Source organism: Paraburkholderia caribensis (assembly GCF_002902945.1).
Classification (GTDB): domain Bacteria; phylum Pseudomonadota; class Gammaproteobacteria; order Burkholderiales; family Burkholderiaceae; genus Paraburkholderia; species Paraburkholderia caribensis.
In genome coordinates this window covers 205,013-230,634 of record NZ_CP026101.1, presented here as the reverse complement: position 1 = coordinate 230,634, position 25,622 = coordinate 205,013, and the positions used below count along the sequence as shown (strand labels likewise).

Here is a 25,622-nt window from a genome sequence, read left to right as displayed (position 1 = left end):
CGCAGCGCGGTCCAGGATGGGATTCTTGAACTACGCGCGAGTGTACGGAGAGCGCCTGGCGCTGACAAGCCGCGCGAAATGCGTTGGCGCGGCGGTGTCTTTCGAGTGTTGTATCAAAGCGAAAACACGGCGACGGCCGTCTTCAGATGCCGTGCCTGGTCGGCCATCGCGCCCGCCGCAGCCGCCGCCTGCTCGACGAGCGCGGCGTTCTGCTGCGTGACTTCGTCCATCTGCGCGACCGCGCGGTTCACCTGTTCGATGCCCGTGCTCTGCTCGCTCGATGCCGCCGAAATCTCGCCCATGATGTCCGTCATCCGCTGCACGGCCTGCGTGACTTCCGTCATGGTCCGGCCCGCGCGCTCGGCGAGCACGGCGCCGCTGTCCACGCGCGACGTCGAGCTTTCGATCAGTTCCTTGATCTCTTTCGCCGACACCGCGCTGCGTTGCGCGAGCGCGCGCACTTCGCCCGCGACGACGGCGAAGCCGCGCCCCTGTTCGCCTGCGCGCGCTGCTTCGACGGCGGCGTTCAGCGCGAGGATATTCGTCTGGAACGCAATGCTCTCGATCACGCCGATGATGTCCGTCATCCGCTTCGAGCCGGCCGCGAGTTCGCGCATCGTCTCGACCACATCGCCGACCAGGCCGCTGCCGCGCACGGCCACTTCCGACGCGCCTGCCGCGACGCCACCCGCCTGCTGGGCGTTGTCGGCGTTCTGGCGAACGGTCGCCGTGAGTTGCTCCATGCTCGACGCCGTTTCTTCCAGCGACGCGGCCTGCTCCTCGGTGCGTTGCGACAGATCGGTATTGCCCTGCGCGATTTCACCCGACGCCAGCAGGATCGATTCGCTCGACTCGCTGATCTTGCCGACGATCGCGGCCAGTTGCTCGCGCATGTTGGCGAGCGCGTAGAGCAGGCTCGCGGTGTCGCCGGGTTTCGTGTCGACGCGCACGCCCAGATCGCCCGCCGCAATGCGGCTCGCGATGTGCGCCGCGTAATCCGGCTCACCGCCAAGCTGGCGCGTCAGACGCCGCGCGATCAGCCACGCGAACCCTGCGCCCACGACGATCGACGCCAGCACCAGCAGCGACAGCACCACGCGCATGCTCGCGTATTCCGCGCCCGCTTCGTGCTGCGCGGCGTTGGCCTGCTGGCGCCGGTAATCGATCAGCGCGACGATCCGGTCGCGCAACGCCTCGCTCGCGGCGATCGCGCGTCGTACCAGTTCGGCGCTGTCGACGCCGGCAGGGACGGGCTGCAGCCCGATCTGCTGATGCACGATCGCTTCCCATACCTCGGTCTTGCGCAGCACGTCGTCGTACTGCGATTGCCCGCCGCCGCCCGCTATCGTCTCGCGATATCGCGCGTACGCGTCGTGCATGTGCTTCAGCGACGCGACGATGTCGTCCTTCAGCTTCTGACGCGCGGCGTCGTCGGGGGCGTAGCCGAGGTTGGCGGCGTCGAGATCGGTGTCGATCTTGTAGCGGTTCGCCTCTTCCATCCAGTAGAGGCCGTCCATGTGGCGGCTCGATATTTCTTCCGTGATGCCGTGCATCGACGCCAGCGCCGACAACCCCGCCACGCCAACGGCCACACCAAAGCCGATCACAGTCGCAAACGCGATCAGCAGCTTCTTCCAGACGGTCATGCGGTCAAACCACTTCATCGTGAGATCCTCGACAGTTCATCAGCCGTGCTTCGACGGGTTGAGTCGCAGGCAACGCGGGCCGGCGGGCTGCAATGCTTTACGGCGCCCGTTATGCGGACTTGATGAACGGATGCACGGCATAAGAAAGCCGGCATGAGGGTTTGCGCGAAGTGATTGGCCTGTTATCGGACGAAGCCGGCGCGGGGAGCAGGGCGACTTCGGAAGTCACCCTTTGGGAGTTATCTGATATCGGACCGCGTGTCCTGGTCCCTACACTGCATAGGCTGCGTGACCCCGATTGAGTAGCGCAAGCGATGTTGTAACTCTCCGACTTTCCGCTCATGCTCCCCGGCGTGAGCGGTTTTTTTTCGCCTGTTGCTTTTCGGCTGTGCGCGCTCAGGCGTCAGGCATTGGCCGCCGCATCCACGTCGAGCGCCCGTTTCGCCAGCTTGCGCGTGTGATCGCGCACATCGACGGGCCATGCGGCTGTCATGGCATCGAAGCGGGCGGCGTCGTTCGCAAACAGCGCGCGCGTCGCTTCTTCGTAACCGGCGAGATCGCCTGCCATCGCCGTCATGAAACGATATGCCGCTTCCTGCGCCTGGCGCAGGCGGTCCTTTCCTTCACTCGCGCTCCGCGCCGCGTCGACCAGCTTGCGCAGCGCAACCGACGCGCCGCCCGGCTGCCCGTTCAACCATTCCCAATGCCTGGGCAGCAGCGTGACCTCACGCGCCACCACACCCAGCTTCGGCCGGCCGCGACCGCGTGAGGCCGTGGCTTCGTCGCTCGTGGGGTCGGTTTGGCGCACTTCACCGTCGGGCTGACCGGCGAGCCGGGCAAGCACGTCGCTCGCGGAGCCGCGCAGGTCGAGTTCGATGGGACGGCTGGTCTGGTCGTCGAAGATCAGCACGGAAGCGCCGCCGCCGCGCTCCGTCGCAGCCTTCACCGCCAGCGCAACGTCCTTCAACGCGCCCGACGCGAGAAGTCGAACGCCTTCGAAGGCCGCGCAGGTTGTTGCGTGAATTGCCATGTCGGGCCTCGCATCGCGTGGAATCAATGTCCGCATTTTATCCGGGTATAAATATAAAATGCAATATCACCCGGATAAAAATACAACACCCATCGGACGACATCTGATCTAAAAACCCACGCCGCATTGCCGTTATCCAGAGTAGAGGCCGCGACGACGAAAGATCGCCAGGGCCATTGCCGCAACATCTGTCCGGGTAGTTCCATGTTCCTTCACCGCTATTCGCGTCGTCCGTCATCGCTGGCGGGACGCTGGGGTGCGCTTGCGCTCGCCGCCTCGATCTGTCTTTCACCTGCCGTCGTCGAGAAGACCGCTTACGCCGCGACGGCCGCCAGCGAGATCCAGGTATCGCTCACGATCCACGATGTCTGCACGATGAACACCGATGCCGTTCAGCCGAAAGTCACGTGCTCGGCAGGTGCGCCGTTCCGCGTCTATCGGGACGGCCACTTCGCGCGCGGAAACGAACAGCCGTTGGGTGTTTTTGCCGGTGCCGCGCACCAGACCGCGGTAGAGATTGCTTTCTAACAAATCGCATAAATTCAGCACAATCTGCGACAAAACATTCGTTTAGCATCCGTTTGTCCAACTTTTAAGCCGTATCTAACAAATAGTTACATCTTCAGACAATAGCGGTTCCATACTCGGATCGTCGCCATAAAGAGCGCACAAAGCGCTTAGGGCTCCGTGGAGATAATTCGATGCGCTGGCGCAACCTGATCGTTCCGTGTCTGTCTGTCGCGTTGGCTGCCGCACCCGTCGTCCCCTTCAACGCGTATGCCGCAACCCGTCAGACCACCTTCACTGTCACACTGACTCTGCAGACCGACTGCCAGATCGCCGCGACGAATCTGAACTTCGGTACGTCCGGCGTGATCGCCGCGAATATCGACCAGACCAGCACGCTGACCGTCACCTGCTCGAATGGCGCGCCGTATACGGTCGGGCTCGACGCGGGCTCGGTGACGGGTTCGACGGTGGCGAACCGGCTGCTCGGCGGAACGGGCACCCCTGTGCCGACCGTCGCCTACCAGCTGTATCGCGATTCCGCGCGCTCGTTGACGTGGGGCCAAACGGCCGGCACCGACACCGCCGCCGGCACAGGCACGGGCGCAGCACAAACGCTGACGGTGTACGGGCGCGTCGCGCCGCAGAACACGCCGGCGGCGGGCACCTATACGTCGACCGTCACCGCGACCGTCACTTTCTGATGCCATGATCGCGTCGTTGAAACGAGCCGCATGCCGGCTCGCGGGCGGTGCTTTGCGCCGCGCGCGGCGGGTGGCAGCCGCTGACAGTCATCCATGCGACACAGTCCGCGCGGCGGCCGTGACGCGAACGCCGCGGTCCGCGCGCAGCATTAGACTGGCCTCGACATGCCGCGGATTCGTAGCGACGTCGCTCTGCTGCATCGCCGCCCTGCACACGGGCGCGGCCCACGCCGCCGCGCTGCAGGTCACGCCCATCCGGCTCGACCTGGCCGCCGACCGCCCCGCCGCCGTCCTCACGCTGCACAACGTCGGCACCACGCCGCTCAACGCGCAGGTCCGCGTGTTCGCGTGGAGCCAAAGCGCCGACGAAGACCATCTGGAACGCACCGACGACATCGTCGCGAGTCCGCCCATCGTCCAGGTCGCGCCGGGGGCCGATCAGACCGTGCGCATCCTGCGCGTCGCGAAAGGCGAAGTGAGCGCCGAGGAGACCTACCGTCTGCTGATCGACGAGATTCCGAACGGCCAGAGCACGGACGCGACCGGCGTGCGCATGCAGTTGCGTTACTCCGTGCCTGTGTTCGTCGGTGCGCCGCCCGACGGCAAGCCGCCTGCGCTGCAGTTCGCGCTCGAACGCACCGCACCGGACGGCGCCACCCAGGGATCGGCTCCACCAGCAACCGCCCTGATGCTGCGCGCGGTGAACCGCGACGCGACGCACGCGCAATTGAGCAAGGTCAAGCTGACCTGGCACGACGGCCAGTCGACGCTGCTCACGCCCGGCCTGCTCGGCTATGCGCTGCCGCACGCGACACGACGCTGGCCCATCGCGAACGCACCCGCCGATGCGCGCGAGGCAACGCTGTCAGTGGTCGTCAACGGGCAGCCGGTGACCGCGCGTGTACGCGTGGAATCCGGTGCCGCGACGCCTGCCGACAGCGCGCCCGCACGCTAATAACGGCGAATCGATGCCATGGCGCCAGCGACACGCTGCAATCTACAGCGCCTGTACGGGCATCGCGTGGCCGCTGATGTGCGCGCAGGCGTGGAGCGCGCCGCCGGACACCAGCGCCGCGGGCGAGACAGCGCCCGCGCTCAGCGTCGCCGCACAGCCGATGCTGTCGTCGCCGCGCGCACCGACAAACGTGCCCATCCCGGCTGCGCCCGCAAACGGCGATGTCTATCTCGAAGTGACGATCAACGGCGAATCGACGAAGCAAATTGCGCACTTCGTCGTGACCGACGCAATGATCTACACGACACCCAATGAACTACGCGACGTCGGCATTCGCACCGACGATCTGCCGCCGCCCGGCACCAACGGCCTGATCGCGCTCGGCACCATTCCGGGCCTGCGCTACACGTATCGTCCCGAGCAGCAGCGGCTCGACCTGCAGGTCGTCGATGCGCGCCGCCAGCCTGCCACGCTGGAGAACATTCCTGCGCGGCCGCCCATGTCGGCGAGCGGCACGGGGCTCGTGATCAACTACGAGTTCAGCGCGCAGACCAATTCGCCGACACAGTACGGTCTCTACAGCGAGGAACGCTTCTTCTACCCGGGCGGCCTGCTCGACAACACGGGCACCGCGTACTGGTATCGCAACCTGCATCGTTACGTGCGGCTCGACACCACGTGGAGCCATTCGAACCCGGACACGATGGTGACCACGCGTATCGGCGACACGATCTCGTCGTCGCTGACATGGACGCGGCCCGTGCGTCTCGGCGGCGCGCAGGTATCGCGCGATTTCACGCTGCGTCCCGATCTCATCACCTATCCCGTGCCGACGCTCGCGGGCAGCTCCGCCGTGCCAAGCGCCGTCGATCTGTACGTGAACAACGTGCGGCAATTCACCGGCTCGGCGCCATCCGGGCCGTTCGTCATCAACGCCGTGCCTGCGATCAACGGCGCGGGCGAAGCGGTGATCGTCACGCGCGACGTACTGGGCCGCAGCGTGATGACGACGGTGCCGCTCTACATCGATTCGCGGCTGCTCGCACCCGGCCTCACCGACTTCTCGGTCGAAGCAGGCTTTCTGCGCCGCTCATACGCGCTCAGTTCGTTCGACTACGCGGGCGATCCTTCGTTATCCGTATCGTTCCGGCACGGCTTGACGTCGCGCATCACGCTCGAAACGCATGGCGAAGCGACGCGCGGCGTCTACAACGCGGGCGTCGGCGCGCTGCTCGAAGCGGGCGGCGCAGGCGTGCTGAACCTGGCCGTGGCGGGCAGCGCGGGCAACGGCGGCGACGGATCGCTTGCGCGCAACGTGCCCGTCACGGGTCTGTCGAACACGACGGGCGTACCCGTCGGCATCGGCTTCGTCGAAGGCACGACGAATACCTCGTCAGGCGGCGTACTGCCGACGCCCGGCGGCAGCGGCGCGCAGTGGTCGGCGGGCTGGCAATGGCATTTGCCCGCCGTCTCCATCGACCTGCAGGCGCAACACGCGACACCGCACTACAGCGATCTTGCCTCCGCGGAAGGCACGCCCGTGCCGCGCACGACCTATCGCGCGACGCTCGCGCTGCCGTTCCGTCTGTTCGGCTCGTCGAGCACGGCGAGCGCGAGCCTCGTCGGCCTCGACGATCCTTACTACGGCGATTCGCGCATCGGCTCGCTCGCGTGGACGACGACGCTGCCCGCGAGCACGTCGCTGTCGGCGAGCGTCTATCACGACTTCGGCGACACCGGCAACACGGGCGTATTCGTCGCGCTGAGCTTCCTGCTGGGCGGCTCGATGAACGCGAGCGTCAACGCGGGCAGCGATCACGGCAAGCCGCTGTTCGGAGCGGCCGTCACGCGCACGCCGGACTACGGCGGCGGCCTCGGCTGACAGGTGCAGACTTCGCGCCAGAACGGTCAGCAGCAATCGCTCGCGCAGGCCACCTGGCGCGGCCGTTACGGCGACCTGATCGGCAGCGTCGCGAACGTCGGCTCGCGCACGTATGGCGAAGTGGACGCGTCCGGGTCGATCGTGCTGATGGCGGGCGACGTGCTCGCGGGACGCCGCATCGACGACGCCTTCGCACTCGTCTCCACCGACGGCGTGCCGCACGTTCCCGTGCTGCACGAAAACCGCGAGATCGGCGAGACGAACGGCGCGGGGCATCTGCTCGTGCCCGACCTCGTCGCCTACGAGCCGAACCATCTCGCCATCGATCCGCTCGGCCTGCCCGCCGACACCTCCGTCGCCACCACGCGCCTGAACCTCGCGCCGCAATCGCGCGCGGGCGTGCTCGCACGTTTCCCGCTGCGCGACTTCACGGGCGCGCAACTGATCGTCGTCGATACTGCTGGCAAGCCGCTGCCTGCGGGCGCCGTGCTGACGCAGCGCGAAACGGGCAAGCGCTATGTGGTCGGCTATGACGGCCTTGCCTTCATCGACGACATGCGCGCGGCCAACGCGTTCACGTCGACATCGGCGCAGGGACCGTGCGAAGTCGATGTGACGTTCGAGCGCGAAGGCGGCGGACTGCCGACGCTCGGCCCGTTCACCTGCAAGGCGCGTTCACCATGAAGCGCGCACCATGGCCCGTTCTGGTCGTTCTGCTCGTCGCATGGCTGGCCTGCACACCGCGCATCGCGCTCGCGCAGACCTGCAACGCCATCGCGTCGAGTCTGAATTTCGGTCAGGTGAGCCCGATTGCCGGCACGACGGCGAGCACGTCGTCGACCATCACGATCAATTGCACGGGCATGGGCGTGCTGCCCGTGCGCGCCTGCGTGAACATCGGCACGGGCAGCGGCGGCAGCAGCTACCTGCCGCGTGTCGCGCTGAACGGCACGAGTCAGCTGCAATACAACCTCTATACGACATCGGGCGGCAGCACCGTGTGGGGCTCGCGCGGCTCGACGACGTACGCGCCCATCGCCGTCGACGTCGTCCAGAACGGCCTGACGGGCGCCGGCTCCGCGACGCTCACCGTCTATGGACGCGTGCCCGCCTCGCAGACTTCGCTCGTCGCAGGCACCTATACGTCGACCTTCGCGGGTGCGTTGCAGGCGGAGCTGGACTATGCGGCGTATCTGCTGGTGGCGCCCGCGTGTGCTTCGCTGACCTCGCCGAGCAACACCTTCAGCTTCGCGGTCAGCGCAAGCGTGATCAACGACTGCACGATCTCGTCGACGAACATCAACTTCGGCACAGCCGGCGTGCTCAACTCGACGCTCACGGCGACGGGCACGCTGAGCGTCGCGTGCACGAACAACGACGCGTATTCGATTGCGCTGTCGGCGGGCGCGGGCAGCGGCGCAACCGTCGCCGACCGCGTGATGACGCGCAGCGGCGGCAGCGACAAGATTCACTACCAGCTGTATCAGAACGCCAGCCACTCGCTGCCGTGGGGCGACGGCACGAACGGCACGACCGCCCTGACGGGCACGGGGACGGGTTCGTCGCAAAGCGTGACGGTCTACGCGCGCGTGTTGCCGCAAACGACGCCGCAAGCAGGCACCTACATCGACACCGTGATCGCGACGATCACCTACTGAGGCAGAACCTACCGAGCCAGACGCGGCGAAAAATCATTCGACACATGCGCGCAATGCGTTGACGAGATCGAGCGGATCGTACGGCTTGCGCAATTGCGCGACGCCCTGCAATTGCGTCCGCTGCTGAGCCGACAACGCCGCGTCTGAGCCCGTGACGAAAATCACGCGCATGCCGGGCTGGCGCGCGGCGGCGTCGATGGCCAGATCGACGCCCGACTCGCCCGCCAGCCCGACGTCCGTCAACAGCACGTCGAAATCGCGCTCCTGCAGCATCTGCGACGCTTGCGCCGCGCTCGCCGCCTCGGCGACTTCGAGGCCGAAAGTGCGCAGCAGCTCCGCCGTGCTGACGCGCACCAGTTCGTCGTCTTCGACGAACAGAATGCGCAGATCGCGGATCGCTTCGAACGTCTCGTTGCTGTGCCGGTCGACGACCCTGACGGTTTGCGAGTCCTGCGCCTGCAGCGTGACGGTATCGTCCGGCCGCGCGTACTGCACCTGTAGCGCGTGCTGGATCTTGCGCGCGAGCGCTTCCTGCGAATACGGCTTGCTCAACAGCTCGACGCCTTCGTCCAGCCGCCCGCCGTGCACGATCGCGTTGTCCGTGTAGCCCGACGTGAACAGCACCGCGATGCCCGGCTGACGCTCGCGCGCCTTGCGCGCCAGCTCCGTGCTGCGCAGCGGCCCGGGCATCACGACATCCGTGAAAAGCAGATGGATCGGCACGCCGCTTTCGACGATCGCCAGCGCGCTTTGCGCATCTTTCGCCCTCAGCACGCGATAGCCGAGCGACGCCAGCATCTCGACCACCGTCGTGCGTACGTCTTCATCGTCCTCGACGACGAGTATCGTCTCCGCGCCGCCTTTGGCCGGTCCTGCGTCGACATCCGTTTCGAGATCCTCTTCCTCGCGTACGCGCGGCAGATACAGGCGGATCGTCGTGCCGTGCCCCATCTCGCTGTAGATCTTCACATGGCCGCCCGACTGCTTGACGAAGCCATACACCATGCTCAAGCCCAGCCCCGTGCCCTGTCCTTCCGGCTTGGTCGTGAAGAACGGCTCGAACACATGCTCCTGCACGTCGGTTGACATGCCCGAGCCGGTATCGGTGACGGCGACCATCACGTACTGGCCCGGCGTGACGTCGGCGTGACGCTTCGCGTACGCATCGTCGAGCGATGCATTGCCCGCTTCGATGGTCAGCTTGCCGTGGCCGTCCATCGCATCGCGCGCATTGATCGCGAGATTGAGCAGCGCGTTCTCCACCTGAAACGGATCGACGAGCGTATTCCACAATCCGCCCGACACGATGGTCTCGATCTCGATGCCGTCGCCCAACGCGCGCCGCAGCATGTCGTCGAGACCGCGCACGAAGCGCCCGAGGTTCACCACCTTCGGCGCGAGCGGTTGACGACGGCCGAACGCGAGCAGTTGCGACGCGAGCTTCGCGCCGCGCGCGACGCCGCCGAGCGCATTGCGCACGCGTTGCGCGGGCCGCTCCTGGCCAACCACGTCGTCGGCGAGCAGTTGCAGATTGCCGCCGATCACCTGCAGCAGATTGTTGAAGTCGTGCGCGACGCCGCCCGTCAGCTTGCCGATGGCTTCCATCTTCTGCGCGACGCGCAATGCTTCTTCCGCGTGACGCAGCGCTTCCTGCGTTTCGCGGTCGCTCGTCACGTCGCGGCCGACGCCGTGAATGCGCTCCGTATCGGGATCGAGCGAAAGCGTCCACGCGATCCAGCGCCAACCGCCGTCGATATGCTTCAGCCGGTTCTCGAAACGCGTCGGCGCACCCGTGCGGCGCAGTTCGTCGAGGTGCGCCTTGACCATCGAATGGTCGTCGGCGTGAATCAACGAGAAGTACGACTGCAACGCGAGCCAGTGCATGTCGTGACCGAGCACGCGCGTCCACGAAGGACTGATGCGCTGCAACTCGCCATTGAAACCCGCGACCACCAGCAGGTCTTCACTGAAGTCCCACAGACGGTCGCGATCCGCGACGGCTTCGATCACGCGCGCCTCGAGCGTTTCGTTCAATTCGCGCAGCGCCTCTTGCGCCTTCGTGCGCTCGGCGATTTCGCGTTGCGCGGCCTGATAGAGGCGTGCGTTGTCGATGGCCGTCGCGGCCTGCGCGGCGATGCCTTCGACGACGCGCTCCGCGCGCGCGGTGAACACACCCGGCGTCGGATGTCCGAAGAACAGTCCGCCGAGCACTTCGCCCGTGCGCGACACGACGGGCGCAGCAAGATAGCTGCACACCTGCAGATGGCCCTCGGGCATCCCGCGATGCGGCGGGTTGCGGCCGTAGCGCGCGTCTTTCGTAATGTCGTCGGAACGCACGATGCCTTCGCCCTGGAACGTCGGTGCGAATACGGCCGTGTTGCGCGGCATCGGAAACTTCGCGAAGCTGTCTTTCGGCACGCCCGACAGCGTGTACAGCATGTAGCTGCCGCCCTTGTCGTCCTGCACGTTGTAGAAAAACGCGCCGAACGCGGCGCCGGTCAGTTCCGTCGCGGCATCGACGACGACCTGCACCGCGCGGTTCAGGTCGAGTTCCGCCGCGACCGCGGTGCCGACGCGGTTCAGGATTTCGAGCGTGCGCGACTCTTCGCGCAGACGGTTGCCTGTTTCTCGCCGCAAGCGCGCGAGTTGCAGATTGCCCGCGACGCGCGCGAGCAGTTCGCGCGCCGCGAACGGCTTGATCAGATAGTCGTCCGCGCCCGATTCGAGTCCGCCCACTTTCGCCTCTTCGCCCGCACGCGCCGACAGCAGCAGCACGGGCGTTTCGCGCAGTTCGGCGTCGGCGCGCAACGCGCGCAACAGGCCAAAGCCGTCGAGCTTCGGCATCATCACGTCGGACACGATCAGCTCGGGCTGCAGGTTGCGCGCGGCCGCGAGCGCTTCCTCGCCGTCGCAAGCAAGATGCACATCATGACCCGCCGCCGACAGAATACGCCGCATGTAGTCACGCAGATCGGCGTTGTCGTCGACGACGAGCAGCTTGCCCGTCGCTCGGCCGTCTACCCCGGCGGACGGTGTTTCGCCGGTGGCGGGCAGCGGGCCCGGATCGCTGGCACTGTCATCCGGGTACGCATCGGGCAGCCAGCGCAGCGCGGCGTCCGCGTAGCTGTGCGCGCTCGCGCTCGTCGTCGCGCGCGCGCTGTTACCGGACGCAGGGTCCATCGATAGCGTAGCCGGCAGCACGACCGTAAATCGCGTGCCGACGCCGAGTTCGCTCTCGACATGAATCACGCCGTCGTGCAGCCGCACCAGCTCGCTGACGAGCGCGAGCCCGATGCCGCTGCCTTCGACCGACCGCCCCACCGCGCCTTCGACGCGATGGAAACGTTCGAACAGGCGCGGAATCTCGTGCTCGGGAATGCCGATACCCGAATCGGCGACGCTCATTTCGATGCTGCCGCCCTGCGTCGCTTTCAGGCTCACCGCAATGCGGCCCGTGAGCGTGAACTTGAACGCATTCGACAGCAGATTGAGCACGACCTTCTCCCACATCTCGCGGTCGATCGACACGGGATACGGCAACGGTTCGCAATCGACTTCGAGCGTCATGCCCGCCGATTCGACCGCCGAGCGGAACAGCGACGCGAGGTCGGCGGTGAACGCCGCGAGATCGGTCGGCTGCGGATGGATCTCGATGCGCCCCGCCTGGATGCGCGAGAAGTCGAGCAGCGCATTCACGAGCTTCAGCAGCCGCAAGCCATTGCGATGCGTGACTTCGAGCAGCGGCCGGTCAGCCGTGCTGGCCGCATCGGGTTTCGCGAGCAGTTCTTCGAGCGTGCCCAGCATCAGCGTGAGCGGCGTGCGGAACTCGTGACTGATGTTCGAGAAGAAAGTCGTTTTCGCGCGATCGATTTCCGCGAGCGCTTCCGCGCGCCGCCGCTCTTCTTCGTAGGCGTCCGCGTAGCCGAGCGCCGCGCCCATCTGCCGCGCGACCAGCGTGAGAAACGTACGGTAGTTGTCGTCGACGAGCCGGTACGGATTCAGCCCGACGACCAGCACGCCGCCGCGCCCTGCTTCGCCCGACGGTTGCACGGGCAGCACAGCCGCCTGCGCGCTAGGCCGCTGCCATGCGCCCGAAGGCAAGGGCGCGTCGAAGCGCTCCGCGAGATCCGGCACGATGGCCAGACGCTGGCTGCGCAGCACGTCGGCGAACGGCCACGCGGCGCCGGGCGCGGCATCCATCGATTGCGGCGCGGCGGGATGGCCCGCGCCGATGCCGCATGCGCCCGCCAGCGACGCCGACGCGCCGCCCGGCTCGGTCTGATAGAACAGCGCGAAAGTGAGGTCGTAGGGATCGCTTTCGAGCGCGCGCACGCTGCGCTCGCAGACATCGCGCCACGACAGCGCGTCGCGCGTCGCCGCGCCGATCTCCCGTAACAGGCGTAGCTGGCGTTCGCCGAGCACGCGTACGGTGTCGTCGCTGTTCGCGCAGATGATGCCGCCCGTGCCGCCGTGATCGTCGGGAATCGGGCTGTAGGAAAACGTGTAGTACGTTTCTTCCGGGTAGCCGTTGCGCTCCATGATCAGGAGCTTCTGCTCCGTGAAGGTGCCTTCGCTGCCCGTCAGCGCCGTCTCCAGCAACGGCTGAATCTCGCCCCAGATTTCGCGCCACACCGTCGACGTCGGCTGTCCGAGCGCAGCGGGATGCTTGCCGCCGATGATCGACTTGTAGGGATCGTTGTAGAAGTAGATCAGGTCCGGCCCCCAGCCGATCCAGATCGGCTGGCGCGACGTGAGCATGATGCGGATCGCCGTCTTCAGGCTTTGCGGCCAGTCGTCGGGCGCGCCGAGCGGCGTCGCGCGCCAGTCGTAGGCGCGTATCAGACTGCCCATCTCGCCGCCGCCCGCGAGGAAGCTGGGAGACGCACTGCCTGCGAGCGCCGCGTCCGCCTCAGTGGACGCGCCCGCCATCGTGTTGTCCGGTTTCATCGACGCAACCTTGGGTCTGTTTATCTATGAAACGTACATGCGAACGTCCGAAACTGGCCGCAGGGCAAGGAGCAAGGAGCGCCGTTCGGCGCGCCAGACAGGCGACGCGCGACGCCGCCGCCGGCCGGTTTTGGGCGCTCCCGTGGAATCGGTCCGGAAGTCAGAGGGGCACGTCTCATAGGTGAACTGACTCTGCGTCCCGCCGTATCGCTCTCGCCCTGCGGCCACACGCGGTACACCGGTGTCCATGCTTGCTGCCCTCGCGCGCTACCTTGCTTCGCTGCGTTCCGTTCGAAGCCCCATCACCCCGTCGCGTCCGACCGCACGGGCGTGCCCGGATTGCGCGGCATGCCGCTCGCGCCGTCTGTCGCGATCACGCGTTCGATGTCGTCGAGCGAAGCAGGCTTCACGAGATGATGGTCGAAGCCCGCATCGCGCGTGCGCTGCCGGTCGCTGTCCTGACCATAGCCCGTGAGCGCGATCAGCAATGCGCCCGCCGTAGCCGGCTCGGCGCGCAACGCACGCGCAACCTGGTAGCCGTCGATGCCCGGCAAGCCGATATCGAGCAGCACCACTTCCGGCTTGAACTCGCCCGCCGCCGCGATCGCCGCCGCGCCGTCGTACATCACGCGCACGTCGTGGCCGAGCATTTCGAGCAGGATCGACATCGATTCGGCGCCGTCGACGCTGTCATCGACCACCAGCACACGGCGCTTCGCATCGGGCGCGCCCTGGGTGTCGTCGACGGGATTGGCGGCGGCGGGCGCCGTGTCAGTCGCGGCGTCGTCGCCGGACGTCGCCGCCCCGGAGGCTGCCGGCCACGGCGCCGCCACCTTTCCTGATGCCGCGATCGGCAATGTCACAACAAATTCCGAGCCCATTCCAAGTCCCGCAGAAAATGCCTCGATAGAGCCGCCATGCAGTTCGGTGAGCGTCTTCGCAAGCGACAGCCCGATGCCAAGACCGCCCTCCGAGCGCGCCAGCGAATCTTCCGATTGCATGAAGAGATTGAACACGTCAGCGAGTTCGTTCGGCGGAATGCCGATGCCGTTGTCGCGCACGCGGATCGTCATGGTGTCTTCGGCCACGCTCGCGTCGAGCTCGATCACGCCGCCTTCGGGCGTGTACTTCGCCGCGTTCGACAGAAGATTGCTGATCACCTGCGCGACGCGGATCGGGTCGCCGTAGATCATGCATGACTCGTCGGGCACGTTGACGTGCAACGTGTGCTGCTTCTTCTCAATGGACGGCTGGTTTGCTTCGACGGCCGTTGCGACGGCGGCGCCGAGATCGACGCATTCCATCTGCAGCGCGATCTTGCCGTGCGTGATGCGCGACACGTCGAGAAGATCGTCGACGAGCCGGCTCAGATGCTCGACCTGACGGCGCGCGATCATGCGCGCGTCGCGCACCGTCTCGGCGTTCGCGTGATGGCGCGGGTCCATCAGTTCGACGGCATTGCGGATCGGCGCAAGCGGATTGCGCAGTTCGTGCGCGAGCGTCGCGAGGAACTGGTCCTTGCGACGGTCGGCGTCGCGCAGTGCTTCCTCCGCGCGGTGCAGCCGCAATAGCGCGCGCACGTTGGCGGCGAGTTCGGCCGGCTCGATCGGCTCCGTCAGATAGCTGTCCGCGCCGCCGTCGAGCGCGCGGACCTTGTCGAACGATTGCACGGCGGCCGCCGACGTCTGCAGGATGAGCGTCGAGCGCGTTTGTGGATCGCGCTTGAGAATCGAGCAGACCTCGATGCCGCTGATATCGGGCAGCTTCACGTCGAGCAGCACGAGCGCTGGATTGTGCGTGCGCACCTGATCGAGCGCGCCCTGGCCCGTCGCCGCCTCGATGACCTCGAAACCGGCATGCACGAGCACGCGCGTTTTCGCGTAACGCGCGCCGTCGTTGTCGTCGACGTTGAGGATCAGCGGAGCGGCAACCGTCATGAGGTGCCTCCGTGCACGATGGCCGGGCCGCCGGTTGCGTCGTCCGCGCGCGGCCCGGCTACCGCTTCGAGCGGCAGCGTCGCGGAGAAGGTCGAGCCCACGCCCGGCTTGCTGTCGACACCCACGTGGCCGCCGAGCAGCGCAGCGAGCTTGCGGCACAGCGGCAAGCCGAGGCCCGTACCTTTGACCCGCTGCTGCAGATGGTTCTGCACCTGGCCAAACTCTTCGAAAATCACTTGCTGGTGCTCCTCGGCGATGCCAATTCCCGTGTCGGCCACGAAGAATGTGACGTGCTCGCCATCCGGCTCCATTCGCGCGCCGACGCGTATCTCACCGCGCTCGGTAAATTTGAGCGCGTTGGAGACGAAATTACGCAGTATCTGCGTGAGCTTGGCTTCGTCGGCGAAGATGGGTGGCAAACCGTACGCGTCCTCGAAAATCAGCTTCACCGACGGATCAGTCTGAAGCGGCGTCAGCATCGGGCGCAGCGCCGCAAAGAGCCCGGTGGCCTTGAACCAGGCAGGTGTCAATTCAGTACGGCCTGCTTCGATCTTGGCGAGATCGAGCAGATCGTTGACGATTTCGGTCAGATCTTCGGCCGATTTGCGTATAAGTAGCACCTGGCGTTCCTGCTCGGCGGACAGGTCGCCGTCGAGCCGGTTCACCAGCAGATTCGACAGCGCCCGGATCGAGCTGAGCGGCGTGCGCAGTTCGTGGCTCATGTTCGACAGGAAGCGCGACTTCATCGTGTCGGCGCGCCGCAGTTCGTCCGCGCGTTCGTCGAGTTCCGCGTATAGCGCGACCACGCCGCGATTGGTGGCTTCGAGTTCCTGCGTGAGGCGGGTCAACTCGTCCTGGCGGTCGCGCAGTTCCGTCAGCGTGGCGAGCAGTTCGCGATTCTGTTCGAGCACTTCGTCGAACGAGCGGCGCGCCGCGTCCCCTGCGCTCCTTGCTCCGCCCGGACGTCCGCCCAGCGCGTTCTGCTGGACGAGGTTGCGCATGATCGCGTCGATGCCCGACGCGGCCACTTCGGGGCGGTCGAGCGGCAGGAAGCGCGCCATCGTCACAGCCGTGCCGCGTTCCGCCGACGATTCGATTTCGCACCGATCCATCAGCCGGCGGCTCCCGGCGATGCCGCGGCCCATGCCCGTCGACGACCGGTAGGTGCCGTCAAGCACCGACTCGAGTTCGCGGATGCCAGGACCGCGGTCGCGCACGTCGATGATTAGCGCCTGCGGTTTAGAAGCGCCGTCGAATGCGAAGGTCACTTCGCCGCCATACGCGTATTCGAATGCATTGCGCGCGATCTCCGAGACCGCGCTTGCGATGCGTGTCTGGTCGAGCATGGAGAAGCCGAAGCCCGCGGCGATCGCGCGCGCCTTGCGGCGCGCTGCGACGACGTCTTCCTCAGCCTCGAGCCGGATGCGCAGTATGGGGGTCGTCATGCCTGAAATGTACTCCCTGGTCTGCCTTGACGACTACCACGGTGGCGTCGTCGCGGCGTCGCGAGAAATCGCGGTACAGCACGGCGGCGATCATCACGGCCGGCTGCAGATGCAAGCCGGGATACGCCGCCAGATCCCAGCGCGTGCCGATGCCGTCCGAATGCAGGATGAGCAGCGCGTCGCGCGTCCACGCCACTTCGAATTCCTGCGAGTCGCGCATCGTATGACCGACGATGCCGTTGCGCGACGTGAGTTGCCACGTGTTGCGCGCGGCTTCGGCTGCCGTGCTCGAGCCGAGGCTCGCGCCGCCGCCCACGAGGGCCGGCTTGCCGGTATTGAAGATCGACGCCGCGATGTTGCCCGTGCCCGTGAACACGAGTTGCGAGCGTGTGAGATCGAGCCGCGCCATGGCGACGGCCGCGCCGCGTGTGGGGCGCAACGCACCGTGCGCGAGCTCCATCAGCGTGGCGGGCGAGCGGCCCGCACGGCGCCGCGCGACATCGACGGCAGCGGCCGCCGCCACATGGGCGTCGGGGCCGTGGCCGAGACCATCGGCAAGCGTGATGGTCAGGCCGTCCCGATCCGCTTCGACTCCCCACGCGTCGCCGCACACGGATTCGCCCGGATACGGCACACATACGCCGCCGATGTCGGTGCCTGCCGCCGCGCGTCCCGGGCGCTCTTTCGTGCTGCGGCTGCGCACCACGGCGCGCAGCACGGTGCCGAGATTCGGCTGCGAATACACCGACAACTCTTCCGACAGGCGCCGGATCGCGCCCAGCCCCGTGCCCGGCGAGCCCGCCGTCGTGCTGCCGTCGCGGAACGCGAGCTGCACGTCCTGCATGCCCGGACCTTTGTCGAACGCGATGATCTCGACGCCGTCAGCGAGTGTGCCCGCCGTATCCGACGGCAGGACCCGCACGAGCAGTTCGCCGTGCTGCGCATGCTTGAGGATGTTGGTCGCCGTCTCCGTGACGATCAGGGCGACCCGCCCCAGATCCGTCTCATTGAGCGCGCCCTTTTGCGCCGCGTCATTGGCGCCGCGCCGCGCGAACGCGACGCTGCTTGCGTCGGCGATTTCGAAGGACGCGTGCATGGCGCGCAGACCGCTTAGCGAAGTTTCCATTTCGTGATCGACACCGTCGTGCCTTTTCCTGGTTCCGACTGGATTTCGAATTCGTCGCACAGACGCCGCGCGCCGCCGAGCCCGAGGCCGAGCCCCGAGCCGCTCGTGAAGCCGTCCTGCAACGCGCGTTCGATATCAGCAATGCCCGCGCCCTGGTCGACGAACGTCAGCTTCAGGCCCTTACGCGTGCCGTTGAGAAGCACGCTCAAGGTCGCGTCGCCGCCGCCACCGTACAAAAGCGTGTTGCGTGCCAGTTCGCTCGCGGCCGTGACGAACTTCGTCTGATCGACGAGCGAGAAACCTTGTGCGATGGCTTCGTCGCGCACGACCTGGCGAAGCTTGACGATCTCCTGATCCGAGCGCAGACCGACTTCGACAGTCGATGTCACCACCACGCCGAATGAGTTCATGTATGAGCGCCCCACCTGATCAGGGCTGCCGCTGCTTGAGCAGCGCCATGCCTCGTTCGACGTTGAGCGCCGTGCGCACCCCCGTCAACGTGAGTCCCAGTTCGACCAGCGTGATCGCGACGGACGGCTGCATGCCGACCACCACCGTCTGCGCGTCGAGCACCGTCGCCATGGCGGCCGTGTTGCTGATCATGCGGCCGATGAAGGAGTCGACGATATCCAGCGCCGAGATGTCGATCAGCACGCCTTTCGCCCTGTCCTTGACGATGCGCGCGGTCAGGTCGTCCTGTAGCGCGATGGCGAGACGGTCGTGCATGTCCACCTGAATCGCGACGATCAGGCAATCACCCATCCGCAGGATTGGAATGCGATCCATGGCGCGACCTTAGCTGACGGTGCGCGTCGGAATGCTCGACCCGCTCTTTTGCAGCGCAATGATGAAGGCATCCGCTAACGTGGACTTCGTGATCACATTGTTCAGGTCGACGCCGAGATGCACGATGGTCTGCGCAATCTGCGGACGAATACCGCTGATGATGCAATCCGCGCCCATCAGACGCGCGGCCGCGACGGTCTTCAGCAGATGTTGGGCAACGAGCGTGTCCACGGTCGGAACGCCTGTGATGTCGATGATCGAAATGGCGGCGCCCGTTTCGACGATCTTTTCCAACAGGCTTTCCATCACCACTTGCGTGCGCGCCGAATCGAGCGTGCCGATCAACGGCAGCGCGAGAATGCCGTCCCATAGCTCCACGACGGGAGTCGACAGTTCGAGCAGTTCTTCCTGCTGACGCGCGATGATCGCTTCGCGGCTGCGCTGGAACACTTCCGTCGTGTAGAGGCCGAGCGAGTCGAGCAACAGGTTCACCGTCCAGCTCATGTCCGCGAATTCTTGCGGCTGGCTGCTGAACGCCTCGCGAAGGCGCACATACAGCGGCTGCTTCAGCGAGAAGACGAAGGTCGCGGTTTCGACGGGCGTGAAGCCCTGACGCGCGCGATGCACCGACATGTCGGCGAGAAACGCCCGCACGGGCTCCCATTCGGGGCGGGTCGCGTCGAACGTATCGGCTTTGGCGAGCGTGTCGGAGAAGATGTTCAGGAAGTTGCGGAACTGGTCGCTCATCTCCGCTTCTGTGGCGAGTCCGCGGCGCAGCGAGATCGATAGATGCTGGTTCAACCATTCCGTGAGCAGCGTATCGCGATGACGCGTCAGCACCTCGACGAGGGCCGCGCTTTTAGATGCGGTCATAAGGTCTCCGGGAAGAGTGCAGGTAAATTTTGCCCAGTTGTTTGTGTGCAAACTGTTCACGCGCATTCGATGTGCGCAAACATTACCGGAAGGCGTGTGATGCGGGCAGATAGCGGCGCCTTGCAGCATGAATCGTCCAATACTACAGGGGCGCTGCGTGATTGCGGGTGAAATGAGGGCCGAAATGTGCGGTGCGAGACGGCGGTTCCGCGGGCTGCGATGCGCGCTTCCGTCTGGCTCAGGGTTCGCTGCAGACGAAGTTGTTTGCTTCGTTGAGATTGCCCTTGCCGAGATAGCGCGGGTACATCGGATAGCGGCATAACGGACGCGAGCGGCCGTTGGTCGGCGGGGAGATGTCGGTGGCGAGCAGCGTTTCCGGTGAAACGCCGCGCGTGACCCAGTTGTCGAGTGCGCCGAGCAGATCGACGGATGGAATGAACACGCCGCCGCCATGCTGGAAGCCCGGCACCATGTAGAGACGCATGAAGGCGTTGACGCGCTCGTCGCCGTATTGGTCGATGAGGCGGTCGTAGTAGGCGATCGTCTGGTTGGGGCTGATGACTTCGTCGGCGAGGCCCTGCATCGTGATCAGCTTGCCGCCCTTCGCGATGAAACGGCCCAGGTCGGGATTCATCGCGCCGATGACCTGCGACAGCGTGGTCAGTTGCTTCTGGTATTTGCCCGGGTGCAGTACGTCGAATTTGATCGAATCGAACGTGGCGTCCTGGGTGACGAAGTAGCGGATGTAGCCGTCGGCTTGCGCGAACAGATAGCCGTTGCCTGTGAAGGTAGGCGATGTTTGACGCGCCGGGTCGCGGCCGAGTCCGAGCATGCCGTTCAGACGCGTGCCCTGGAAGACGTTGTAGCCGTGGTAGCCACTGATGTCGTAGGCGAGCTTGTACGGCAGTTTGAGGCCGTCGCGCAGGACGTTGAGTGTCGATAGTTGCGGGTCGGTCAGACAGCCGCCTTCGTGGGCGTAGGACGTGCCGCGATGGCAGCGCAGCGAGTCGATGATTTCGGGTTCGCGCTGGCGGCATTCGGCGACATCGCTGACGATGCCGTCCGTCGCGCCGTCCAGCTTGTCGCAGACTTCAAGCGACTTCTGGTAGACGCGTTCGAGTAGTGCGGGCGGGACGAAGCCGCCGGGCGTCGCGTATTCGGCCTGGCCTACGCGTATGCCGATCAGTCGGACGCCGGAGAAATTCAGCGCGGGGGAATCGGCGATGACGCCGTCGTAGTCTTCCGGAAACCGCTGCATGACGGTGTAGCCTTCGCGGCCGCCCGTTGAACCGCCCGCGAAGTACATGCGGTCGGGTGGATGGCCGTACATGCGCACGATCAGCGCGAGGGCGGCGTCGTGGGTTTTCTTCAGATGCGCATAGCCGAAGTTCACGACGGCTTCGTCGACCAGACCGAATACCGCGAGCGCAGAGTTGCCGACGTGGCCAGAGTCGTCGCCGAACGTGACGTAGCCTTGGGCTAGCGGTGCGCGAACCGGCGAGAACGGCATCACGCCGATGCCCGTTACGACTGTGCCGTTGTAGCCGCCGCCGCCGACCTGCAAGGCGCGGCCGTTCCAGCGGCGTGGCAGGTTGAGGTCGAAGCGGATGTCGGGAGTGGTGCCTTTGATCGCGCGGATGACACCCGTGATGCGGCAGAACTCGCCCGCGCCGTTGCCCGGGGTTTGGGCTGTGATGACGGTTGCGGTTTCGACGTGGGCGCCGTGCGTGGGAAGCGCGATGGTTTCGGCGTCGAGCCAGAGGCCGGTCAGGTCTGTGCAGCGCGTGGCGAACGGGGGTTTGGGTTTTGAGGTTGTTTGCGTTTGGCTTTCGGGTGCGGCGGGTGCTGCGGGTGTTGCCGCTGTTGCTGCGCTGGCGGCGCAGCATAGGAGCGCCGTGCGTGCTAGCCGGAACGCCGCACGCGGCCATGCGATACCGCGCTTCATCGGCAATCGGCTCCGCTAACAGCGGCGCGCGGCTGCGTCGGGCCCTTCCAGTCTTTCCAGAAGCGCGCCAGTAGCAGGACGGCGATGATCGCTGCCAGGTCGCCGGCAAGCGCCGCGAGCCCGTGGGTCAGCCCGTGGATGCTGCGAGGCGTCGCCGTGTCGACGATCAGCGAGATCAGCGTGCCTCCGACGAAGCACACTAACCCCGTCTGCCCGACCTTGATGACGGCTGGCGCTTTTTGCGCGAGTTTCGCAATGATGCCGGCGCGGACAAAGACGACGGCAACCCAGGCGATAGCGAGGAAGTTGATCACGCGTTCAATCGACAAGTTCTGTTTCAGGTGGCCAGGGAGCGGTTGGGTCAGGATGAAAAGCTTCACCACTGCGAAGGCTAGCACGGCTGTTAGGGCCGCTTTTGTAAACCAGCGGCCGGGTTTTGATTCCAGGAATTGATCCGAAACCGGATGCTCACGGCACAGGATACCGATCACGAACATCAGTTGCCAGGCGAAAGGGTTGAAAGCCCAGTCGATGACGTCGTCTATGGCGAAGAGTTTGGCTAGGGGTATGGCTAGCGCCCAGATTATGAGGCTTCCGGTTAGCGCGGTAAGTGGCGCTTTTCGGGCTAGTGGGACGATGAAGGGGACGGTGATCGCGAAGATCACGTACATCGGTAAGACGCTTGATAGGTAAGGCTGGCGTCTGAGGATTGCTATGTTTAGCGCTTCCTTGATTGGTGCTGCTGTGAATATTGGCCAGCCTGTCAGGTCGACCATTGGGTGGTTTAGCTGCAGTCGCTGCAGGATCGCGCCGGAGAATAAGGTGAGGACGGCTGTTAGCAGGTAGGCGCGGTAGATTTCCCAGCAGCGTTTGTAGAAGCGGTTGTGGGCGGCTTTTTCGCCTTTCTTGCTTAGGACCGCGCCGTAGGCTGCTGCGGATGCGTAGCCGCCGAGGCAGACGAAGACTTCTGCTGAGTCACATAAGGCGTATGCGTGCAACATCAGGTGCTGTAACACCCCGCCCGGGATGTGGTCGAGCACAATCACGATCAGCACGATCCCTCGGAAAAAATCCACTTCGATAGAGCGCGGGCGGTGCGGGTCCATTCGAACGGCTCTTTTGGCAAGTGCGGGGCAGGTAGCGCGGGTTTGGCGGCGCTAAGGGTCGCAGGGTGTCGGGGTTTACGTGGTGTAGGAACCGTTGCGAGTGAGAACGTTCCATGCTTACGCAGGGTGAAAGGTGATGTGGGGGAAATGAAGTGGTTGGGGCGGGGAAGCTTCGGGAATGTGTCGAGGCGATCGACACAGACTTACTACTTTTTCAGCTATAGGGGCGTGTTATTGGTTCGCTGGCGCGGATGAGGATCGAACTCACGACCTTCGCATTGCGAATGCGAACAAGTCGACGTTGATCGAAATGAATTCACGCTTATCAAAATATTTAATTCCATGAATTTAAACGATTTTTATTGAAACCACCCCTCATTACTGTTGATCGAGATTCCCTCGTTGGCGCATAATCTGGTTACATGGCGGTTACATGAAATCGCCGGCTTATGAGCAAGGGGGTTGGGTGGCTAAGGTCAACTTCACTGCGGCTCGTGTAGAGGCGCATCGCTGCGAAGAGGGTAAGTCGCAGTCGTTTCTTTGGGACAGCAAGACCCCCGGCCTCGGCTTGCGAGCCACGCCTAGTGGAGCCAAGGCTTATATCTACCAAGGGAAGATCCATGGCTCGACGGTCCGGATGACGATCGGCGATCCGAGGAGCTGGACGATCGACAAGGCTCAAGAGCGCGCTCGCAGTCTCCAGACGATTATCGACGGCGGAGTTGATCCGCGCGAGCGAGAGGCTGAGCAGAAGGCCGAACACGAAGCCCGTCAGGCAGCGAAGCGCCGTCAGGACGTGACTGTCGGCGAAGCGTGGGAGCATTACCTGGAGCATCTGCGAACGAAGATCTCCCCTAAAACGAAAAAGCCGCGGTCCGAGAGATACATCATTGATCACATCAACCTCTCCTCGCCTGGGGGCGGTATTGCCAAACGCGGCGGCAAAGAGAAGGTGCGTGGGCCATTGGCGCCGCTCATGCCTCGGAGGTTGACCGAGATCACTGCGACGTCCATGTCGGAGTGGCTCGAGGCTGAGATACCCCGGGGACCGACAAATGCTGGCCATGCTTTCGGTCTGTTCAAAGCGTTCATTCGATGGTGTGACAGTGACGAGGCATATGCGGGCATCATTCCTCACGACGCTTACACATCTCCAAAGGTCAAAGGCATCCTTCCGCGAAGCGCCGCGAAAGACGACTGCTTGCAACGGGAGCAGTTATCGGCTTGGTTTAGCGCGGTGCGCGGCATCGAGAATCCAGTCATCAGCGCATATCTCCAAGGCCTGCTGATCACGGGCGCCCGGCGGGAAGAGTTAGCTGCATTGCGGTGGGAAGATGTGGACTTCCGCTGGCGCAGTCTCACTATGAACGACAAAGTCGAGGGTACTGGTGGACGAACGATACCGCTCACCCCGTATTTGGCGAGCCTATTGTTGAATCTTCGGCGACTGAACGAGACCCCGCCTAACAAACGTCAAACGAAGCGACTTGCCGAAAGACGAGAAGAATGGGAACCGTCCGAGTGGGTCTTTGCCAGCAAGACGGCGGCGGATGGAAAGATTGCCGAACCACGTCATGCGCATAACCGAGCATTGGCGCCGACAGGTTTGCCGCATGTCTCGCTGCACGGCCTACGTCGATCGTTCGGAACCTTGTCAGAGTGGGTCGAGGTTCCCGTTGGCGTCGTCGCGCAGATCCAAGGACACAAACCGTCGGCACTTGCCGAGAAGCACTACCGACGTCGGCCACTCGACCTGCTGCGGATGTGGCATGACAAGATCGAAGCCTGGGTGCTCAATCAAGCAGGGATCAAGTTCACAGGCAACTGAAAGGAGCGTGATATGCGCCCGCGGAAATCAGGCCAAACCGGAGAAGCTAGTGCATCGGATCAATCGAATGAGGCAAATCGGCGAAACCGTCCTAAACACGGTGCTGATACAGATGTGTTGTGGCAGCTTTCTCCCGCAGCAATCGCGCACTGGCCTACGGTAGCCCAACAACTCTCCGATGCTGGAGTGCTCAGCAGCGTCGATGCACGTTCCGTCGTCTCTTACTGCGAGGCATTCGCACGATGGCGCGCAGTGGGTGACGAACTCGCAAAAATGCTGATAGAGTTCGGAGCAAAATCCGTCCGACAAGTAGAGGAAGAACACAACGGTCCTCAAGGTCCCGAACCGCAAGCGGCGATCACCCCGATGAAGCCAGCGAATCCGCGGCCACCAGCCGCAATCATGAGGCGCGTAGAGGTCGAGAGGGAAACTGGGCTATCTCGCTCTACGATCTATCAACGGGTCAAAGAGGGGACCTTCCCTCCCCAGTTGAAGATCGGGCCAAGATCGATTGGCTGGCGAGTTGCCGACATCGAGTCCTTCCTAAAATCGCCAGCAAACTATCGAGCAGAAGATAAAAAACCATAGAACGCAAACGGTCCATGTCACCTTCGCTAGTTATTGAAGGCATCGATTGCACATCCAACTTCTCCTTGTCATTTTCCGTGTACATTTTGATCTACATTGCAGCGGTTGCCGCAGCAAACCTGAGCGTCGCGCATTTCGGCCCGGCGTCCACTCCGATCAACGCCTTCTTGTTGATCGGCCTCGACCTTGCTATCCGAGATCGTCTTCACTTGGACTGGCATGGGCACTCGCTGTGGGCTCGTATGGTCTGCCTGATCACCGGCGCCGGTGTCGTCAGCTATATGCTCAATCCGGCTTCAGGCGTTATATCCTTGGCGTCTCTCGTCGCATTTAGCGCGGCGGCCATTACGAGCGCGGTCGTGTTCCAAGCGGTGCGACGCTATCCCGTTCTCACGCGTGCGAATGGCGCAAACGTAGCCAGCGCAGCGATTGACTCTGTCGTATTCCCGCTGATCGCATTTGGCACGATATTCCCGACAATCGCAGGACTGCAATTTCTGGCGAAGGTTACAGGGGGCGCTATCTGGTCTTGGGTGTTGTTGCGCAAGGTTCGCATCGCTTAAAGCGGGGAAACGCTATAGATACGAGCGTAGGTTTGCTCTTTCGCGCCTTGCAGTTCTCGCCTGGCAGTTGGTAGTCTCCCCGCACTTCGGACCCCG

Annotated in this window: 20 protein-coding genes and 1 tRNA gene; 9 read left to right on the top strand and 12 right to left on the bottom strand. The window is 64.6% G+C overall.

The window, feature by feature from the left end; translation table 11 throughout:
* Positions 1-113: 113 nt before the first annotated feature.
* Positions 114-1,664: a methyl-accepting chemotaxis protein gene (locus C2L66_RS00990; RefSeq protein ID WP_060599359.1), complete on the bottom strand. Its 1,551-nt coding sequence runs from the start codon at positions 1,662-1,664 to the stop codon at positions 114-116.
* 385 nt (positions 1,665-2,049) lie between these two features.
* Positions 2,050-2,676, bottom strand: coding sequence for a DUF2239 family protein (locus C2L66_RS00985; RefSeq protein ID WP_060599360.1), 627 nt, complete (start codon positions 2,674-2,676; stop codon positions 2,050-2,052).
* A gap of 204 nt (positions 2,677-2,880) precedes the next feature.
* Here C2L66_RS00985 and C2L66_RS00980 point away from each other — a divergent pair, with 204 nt between their 5' ends.
* The 6 genes from C2L66_RS00980 to C2L66_RS00955 all read left to right on the top strand — a co-directional run bounded on the left by C2L66_RS00980 (position 2,881) and on the right by C2L66_RS00955 (position 8,382).
* The gene (locus C2L66_RS00980; RefSeq protein ID WP_060599361.1) at positions 2,881-3,204 is read left to right on the top strand and encodes a hypothetical protein; all 324 of its coding nucleotides are present in this window, start codon (positions 2,881-2,883) and stop codon (positions 3,202-3,204) included.
* Between the two features lie 173 nt (positions 3,205-3,377).
* A complete protein-coding gene (locus C2L66_RS00975; RefSeq protein ID WP_054929519.1) occupies positions 3,378-3,887 on the top strand; it encodes a Csu type fimbrial protein in 510 nt (169 codons plus the stop codon).
* Positions 3,888-4,005: 118 nt separating this feature from the next.
* Positions 4,006-4,842, top strand: a complete 837-nt coding sequence (locus C2L66_RS00970; protein ID WP_233444923.1) for a fimbrial biogenesis chaperone — start codon at positions 4,006-4,008, stop codon at positions 4,840-4,842.
* 13 nt (positions 4,843-4,855) lie between these two features.
* A complete protein-coding gene (locus C2L66_RS00965; protein ID WP_148654542.1) occupies positions 4,856-6,724 on the top strand; it encodes a fimbria/pilus outer membrane usher protein in 1,869 nt (622 codons plus the stop codon).
* A 3-nt stretch (positions 6,725-6,727) separates the two neighbouring features.
* Entirely contained in the window at positions 6,728-7,408 is a 681-nt protein-coding gene (locus tag C2L66_RS00960) for a fimbria/pilus outer membrane usher protein (protein ID WP_060599364.1), read from the top strand.
* Complete coding sequence (locus C2L66_RS00955) at positions 7,405-8,382, top strand: Csu type fimbrial protein (RefSeq protein ID WP_060599365.1); 978 nt, start codon at positions 7,405-7,407, stop codon at positions 8,380-8,382. Before C2L66_RS00960 ends, C2L66_RS00955 begins: the two co-directional genes overlap by 4 nt.
* Positions 8,383-8,415: 33 nt before the next feature.
* Here C2L66_RS00955 and C2L66_RS00950 read toward each other — a convergent pair whose 3' ends face one another.
* The 10 genes from C2L66_RS00950 to C2L66_RS40520 form a co-directional block, all read right to left on the bottom strand.
* On the bottom strand, positions 8,416-13,329 hold the full coding sequence (locus C2L66_RS00950) for a response regulator (protein ID WP_060599366.1): 4,914 nt from the start codon (positions 13,327-13,329) through the stop codon (positions 8,416-8,418).
* A 302-nt stretch (positions 13,330-13,631) separates the two neighbouring features.
* Complete coding sequence (locus tag C2L66_RS00945) at positions 13,632-15,266, bottom strand: response regulator (RefSeq protein WP_060599367.1); 1,635 nt, start codon at positions 15,264-15,266, stop codon at positions 13,632-13,634.
* Positions 15,263-16,711 carry a sensor histidine kinase gene (locus tag C2L66_RS00940; RefSeq protein WP_060599368.1) on the bottom strand — a complete coding sequence of 483 codons (1,449 nt, stop codon included), beginning with the start codon at positions 16,709-16,711 and terminating at the stop codon, positions 15,263-15,265. The genes C2L66_RS00945 and C2L66_RS00940 overlap by 4 nt, the downstream gene beginning before the upstream one ends.
* Positions 16,674-17,837: an ATP-binding protein gene (locus C2L66_RS00935; RefSeq protein ID WP_060599369.1), complete on the bottom strand. Its 1,164-nt coding sequence runs from the start codon at positions 17,835-17,837 to the stop codon at positions 16,674-16,676. The genes C2L66_RS00940 and C2L66_RS00935 overlap by 38 nt, the downstream gene beginning before the upstream one ends.
* Positions 17,822-18,247, bottom strand: coding sequence for an anti-sigma regulatory factor (locus tag C2L66_RS00930; RefSeq protein ID WP_035987038.1), 426 nt, complete (start codon positions 18,245-18,247; stop codon positions 17,822-17,824). Before C2L66_RS00930 ends, C2L66_RS00935 begins: the two co-directional genes overlap by 16 nt.
* Positions 18,248-18,266: 19 nt before the next feature.
* Positions 18,267-18,623 (bottom strand): STAS domain-containing protein, encoded by a 357-nt coding sequence (locus C2L66_RS00925; RefSeq protein WP_035987040.1) that lies wholly within the window; start codon positions 18,621-18,623, stop codon positions 18,267-18,269.
* Between the two features lie 9 nt (positions 18,624-18,632).
* The gene (locus C2L66_RS00920; protein WP_060599370.1) at positions 18,633-19,496 is read right to left on the bottom strand and encodes an STAS domain-containing protein; all 864 of its coding nucleotides are present in this window, start codon (positions 19,494-19,496) and stop codon (positions 18,633-18,635) included.
* A gap of 238 nt (positions 19,497-19,734) precedes the next feature.
* Positions 19,735-21,441 (bottom strand): tannase/feruloyl esterase family alpha/beta hydrolase, encoded by a 1,707-nt coding sequence (locus C2L66_RS00915; protein ID WP_060599371.1) that lies wholly within the window; start codon positions 21,439-21,441, stop codon positions 19,735-19,737.
* On the bottom strand, positions 21,438-22,547 hold the full coding sequence (locus C2L66_RS00910; RefSeq protein ID WP_060599372.1) for an OpgC domain-containing protein: 1,110 nt from the start codon (positions 22,545-22,547) through the stop codon (positions 21,438-21,440). The genes C2L66_RS00915 and C2L66_RS00910 overlap by 4 nt, the downstream gene beginning before the upstream one ends.
* 243 nt (positions 22,548-22,790) lie before the next feature.
* A tRNA-Ala gene (locus tag C2L66_RS40520) sits at positions 22,791-22,869 on the bottom strand.
* Positions 22,870-23,013: 144 nt separating this feature from the next.
* Between C2L66_RS40520 and C2L66_RS00905 the strand changes: the two genes are divergently transcribed.
* The 3 genes from C2L66_RS00905 to C2L66_RS00895 are packed head-to-tail and all read left to right on the top strand — an operon-like array spanning position 23,014 to position 25,526.
* Positions 23,014-24,375 (top strand): tyrosine-type recombinase/integrase, encoded by a 1,362-nt coding sequence (locus tag C2L66_RS00905; RefSeq protein ID WP_060602381.1) that lies wholly within the window; start codon positions 23,014-23,016, stop codon positions 24,373-24,375.
* 12 nt (positions 24,376-24,387) lie between these two features.
* On the top strand, positions 24,388-24,963 hold the full coding sequence (locus C2L66_RS42260; protein ID WP_322789541.1) for an AlpA family phage regulatory protein: 576 nt from the start codon (positions 24,388-24,390) through the stop codon (positions 24,961-24,963).
* A 14-nt stretch (positions 24,964-24,977) separates the two neighbouring features.
* Positions 24,978-25,526, top strand: a complete 549-nt coding sequence (locus tag C2L66_RS00895; protein ID WP_233444922.1) for a VUT family protein — start codon at positions 24,978-24,980, stop codon at positions 25,524-25,526.
* The last annotated feature ends 96 nt before the right edge of the window (positions 25,527-25,622 follow it).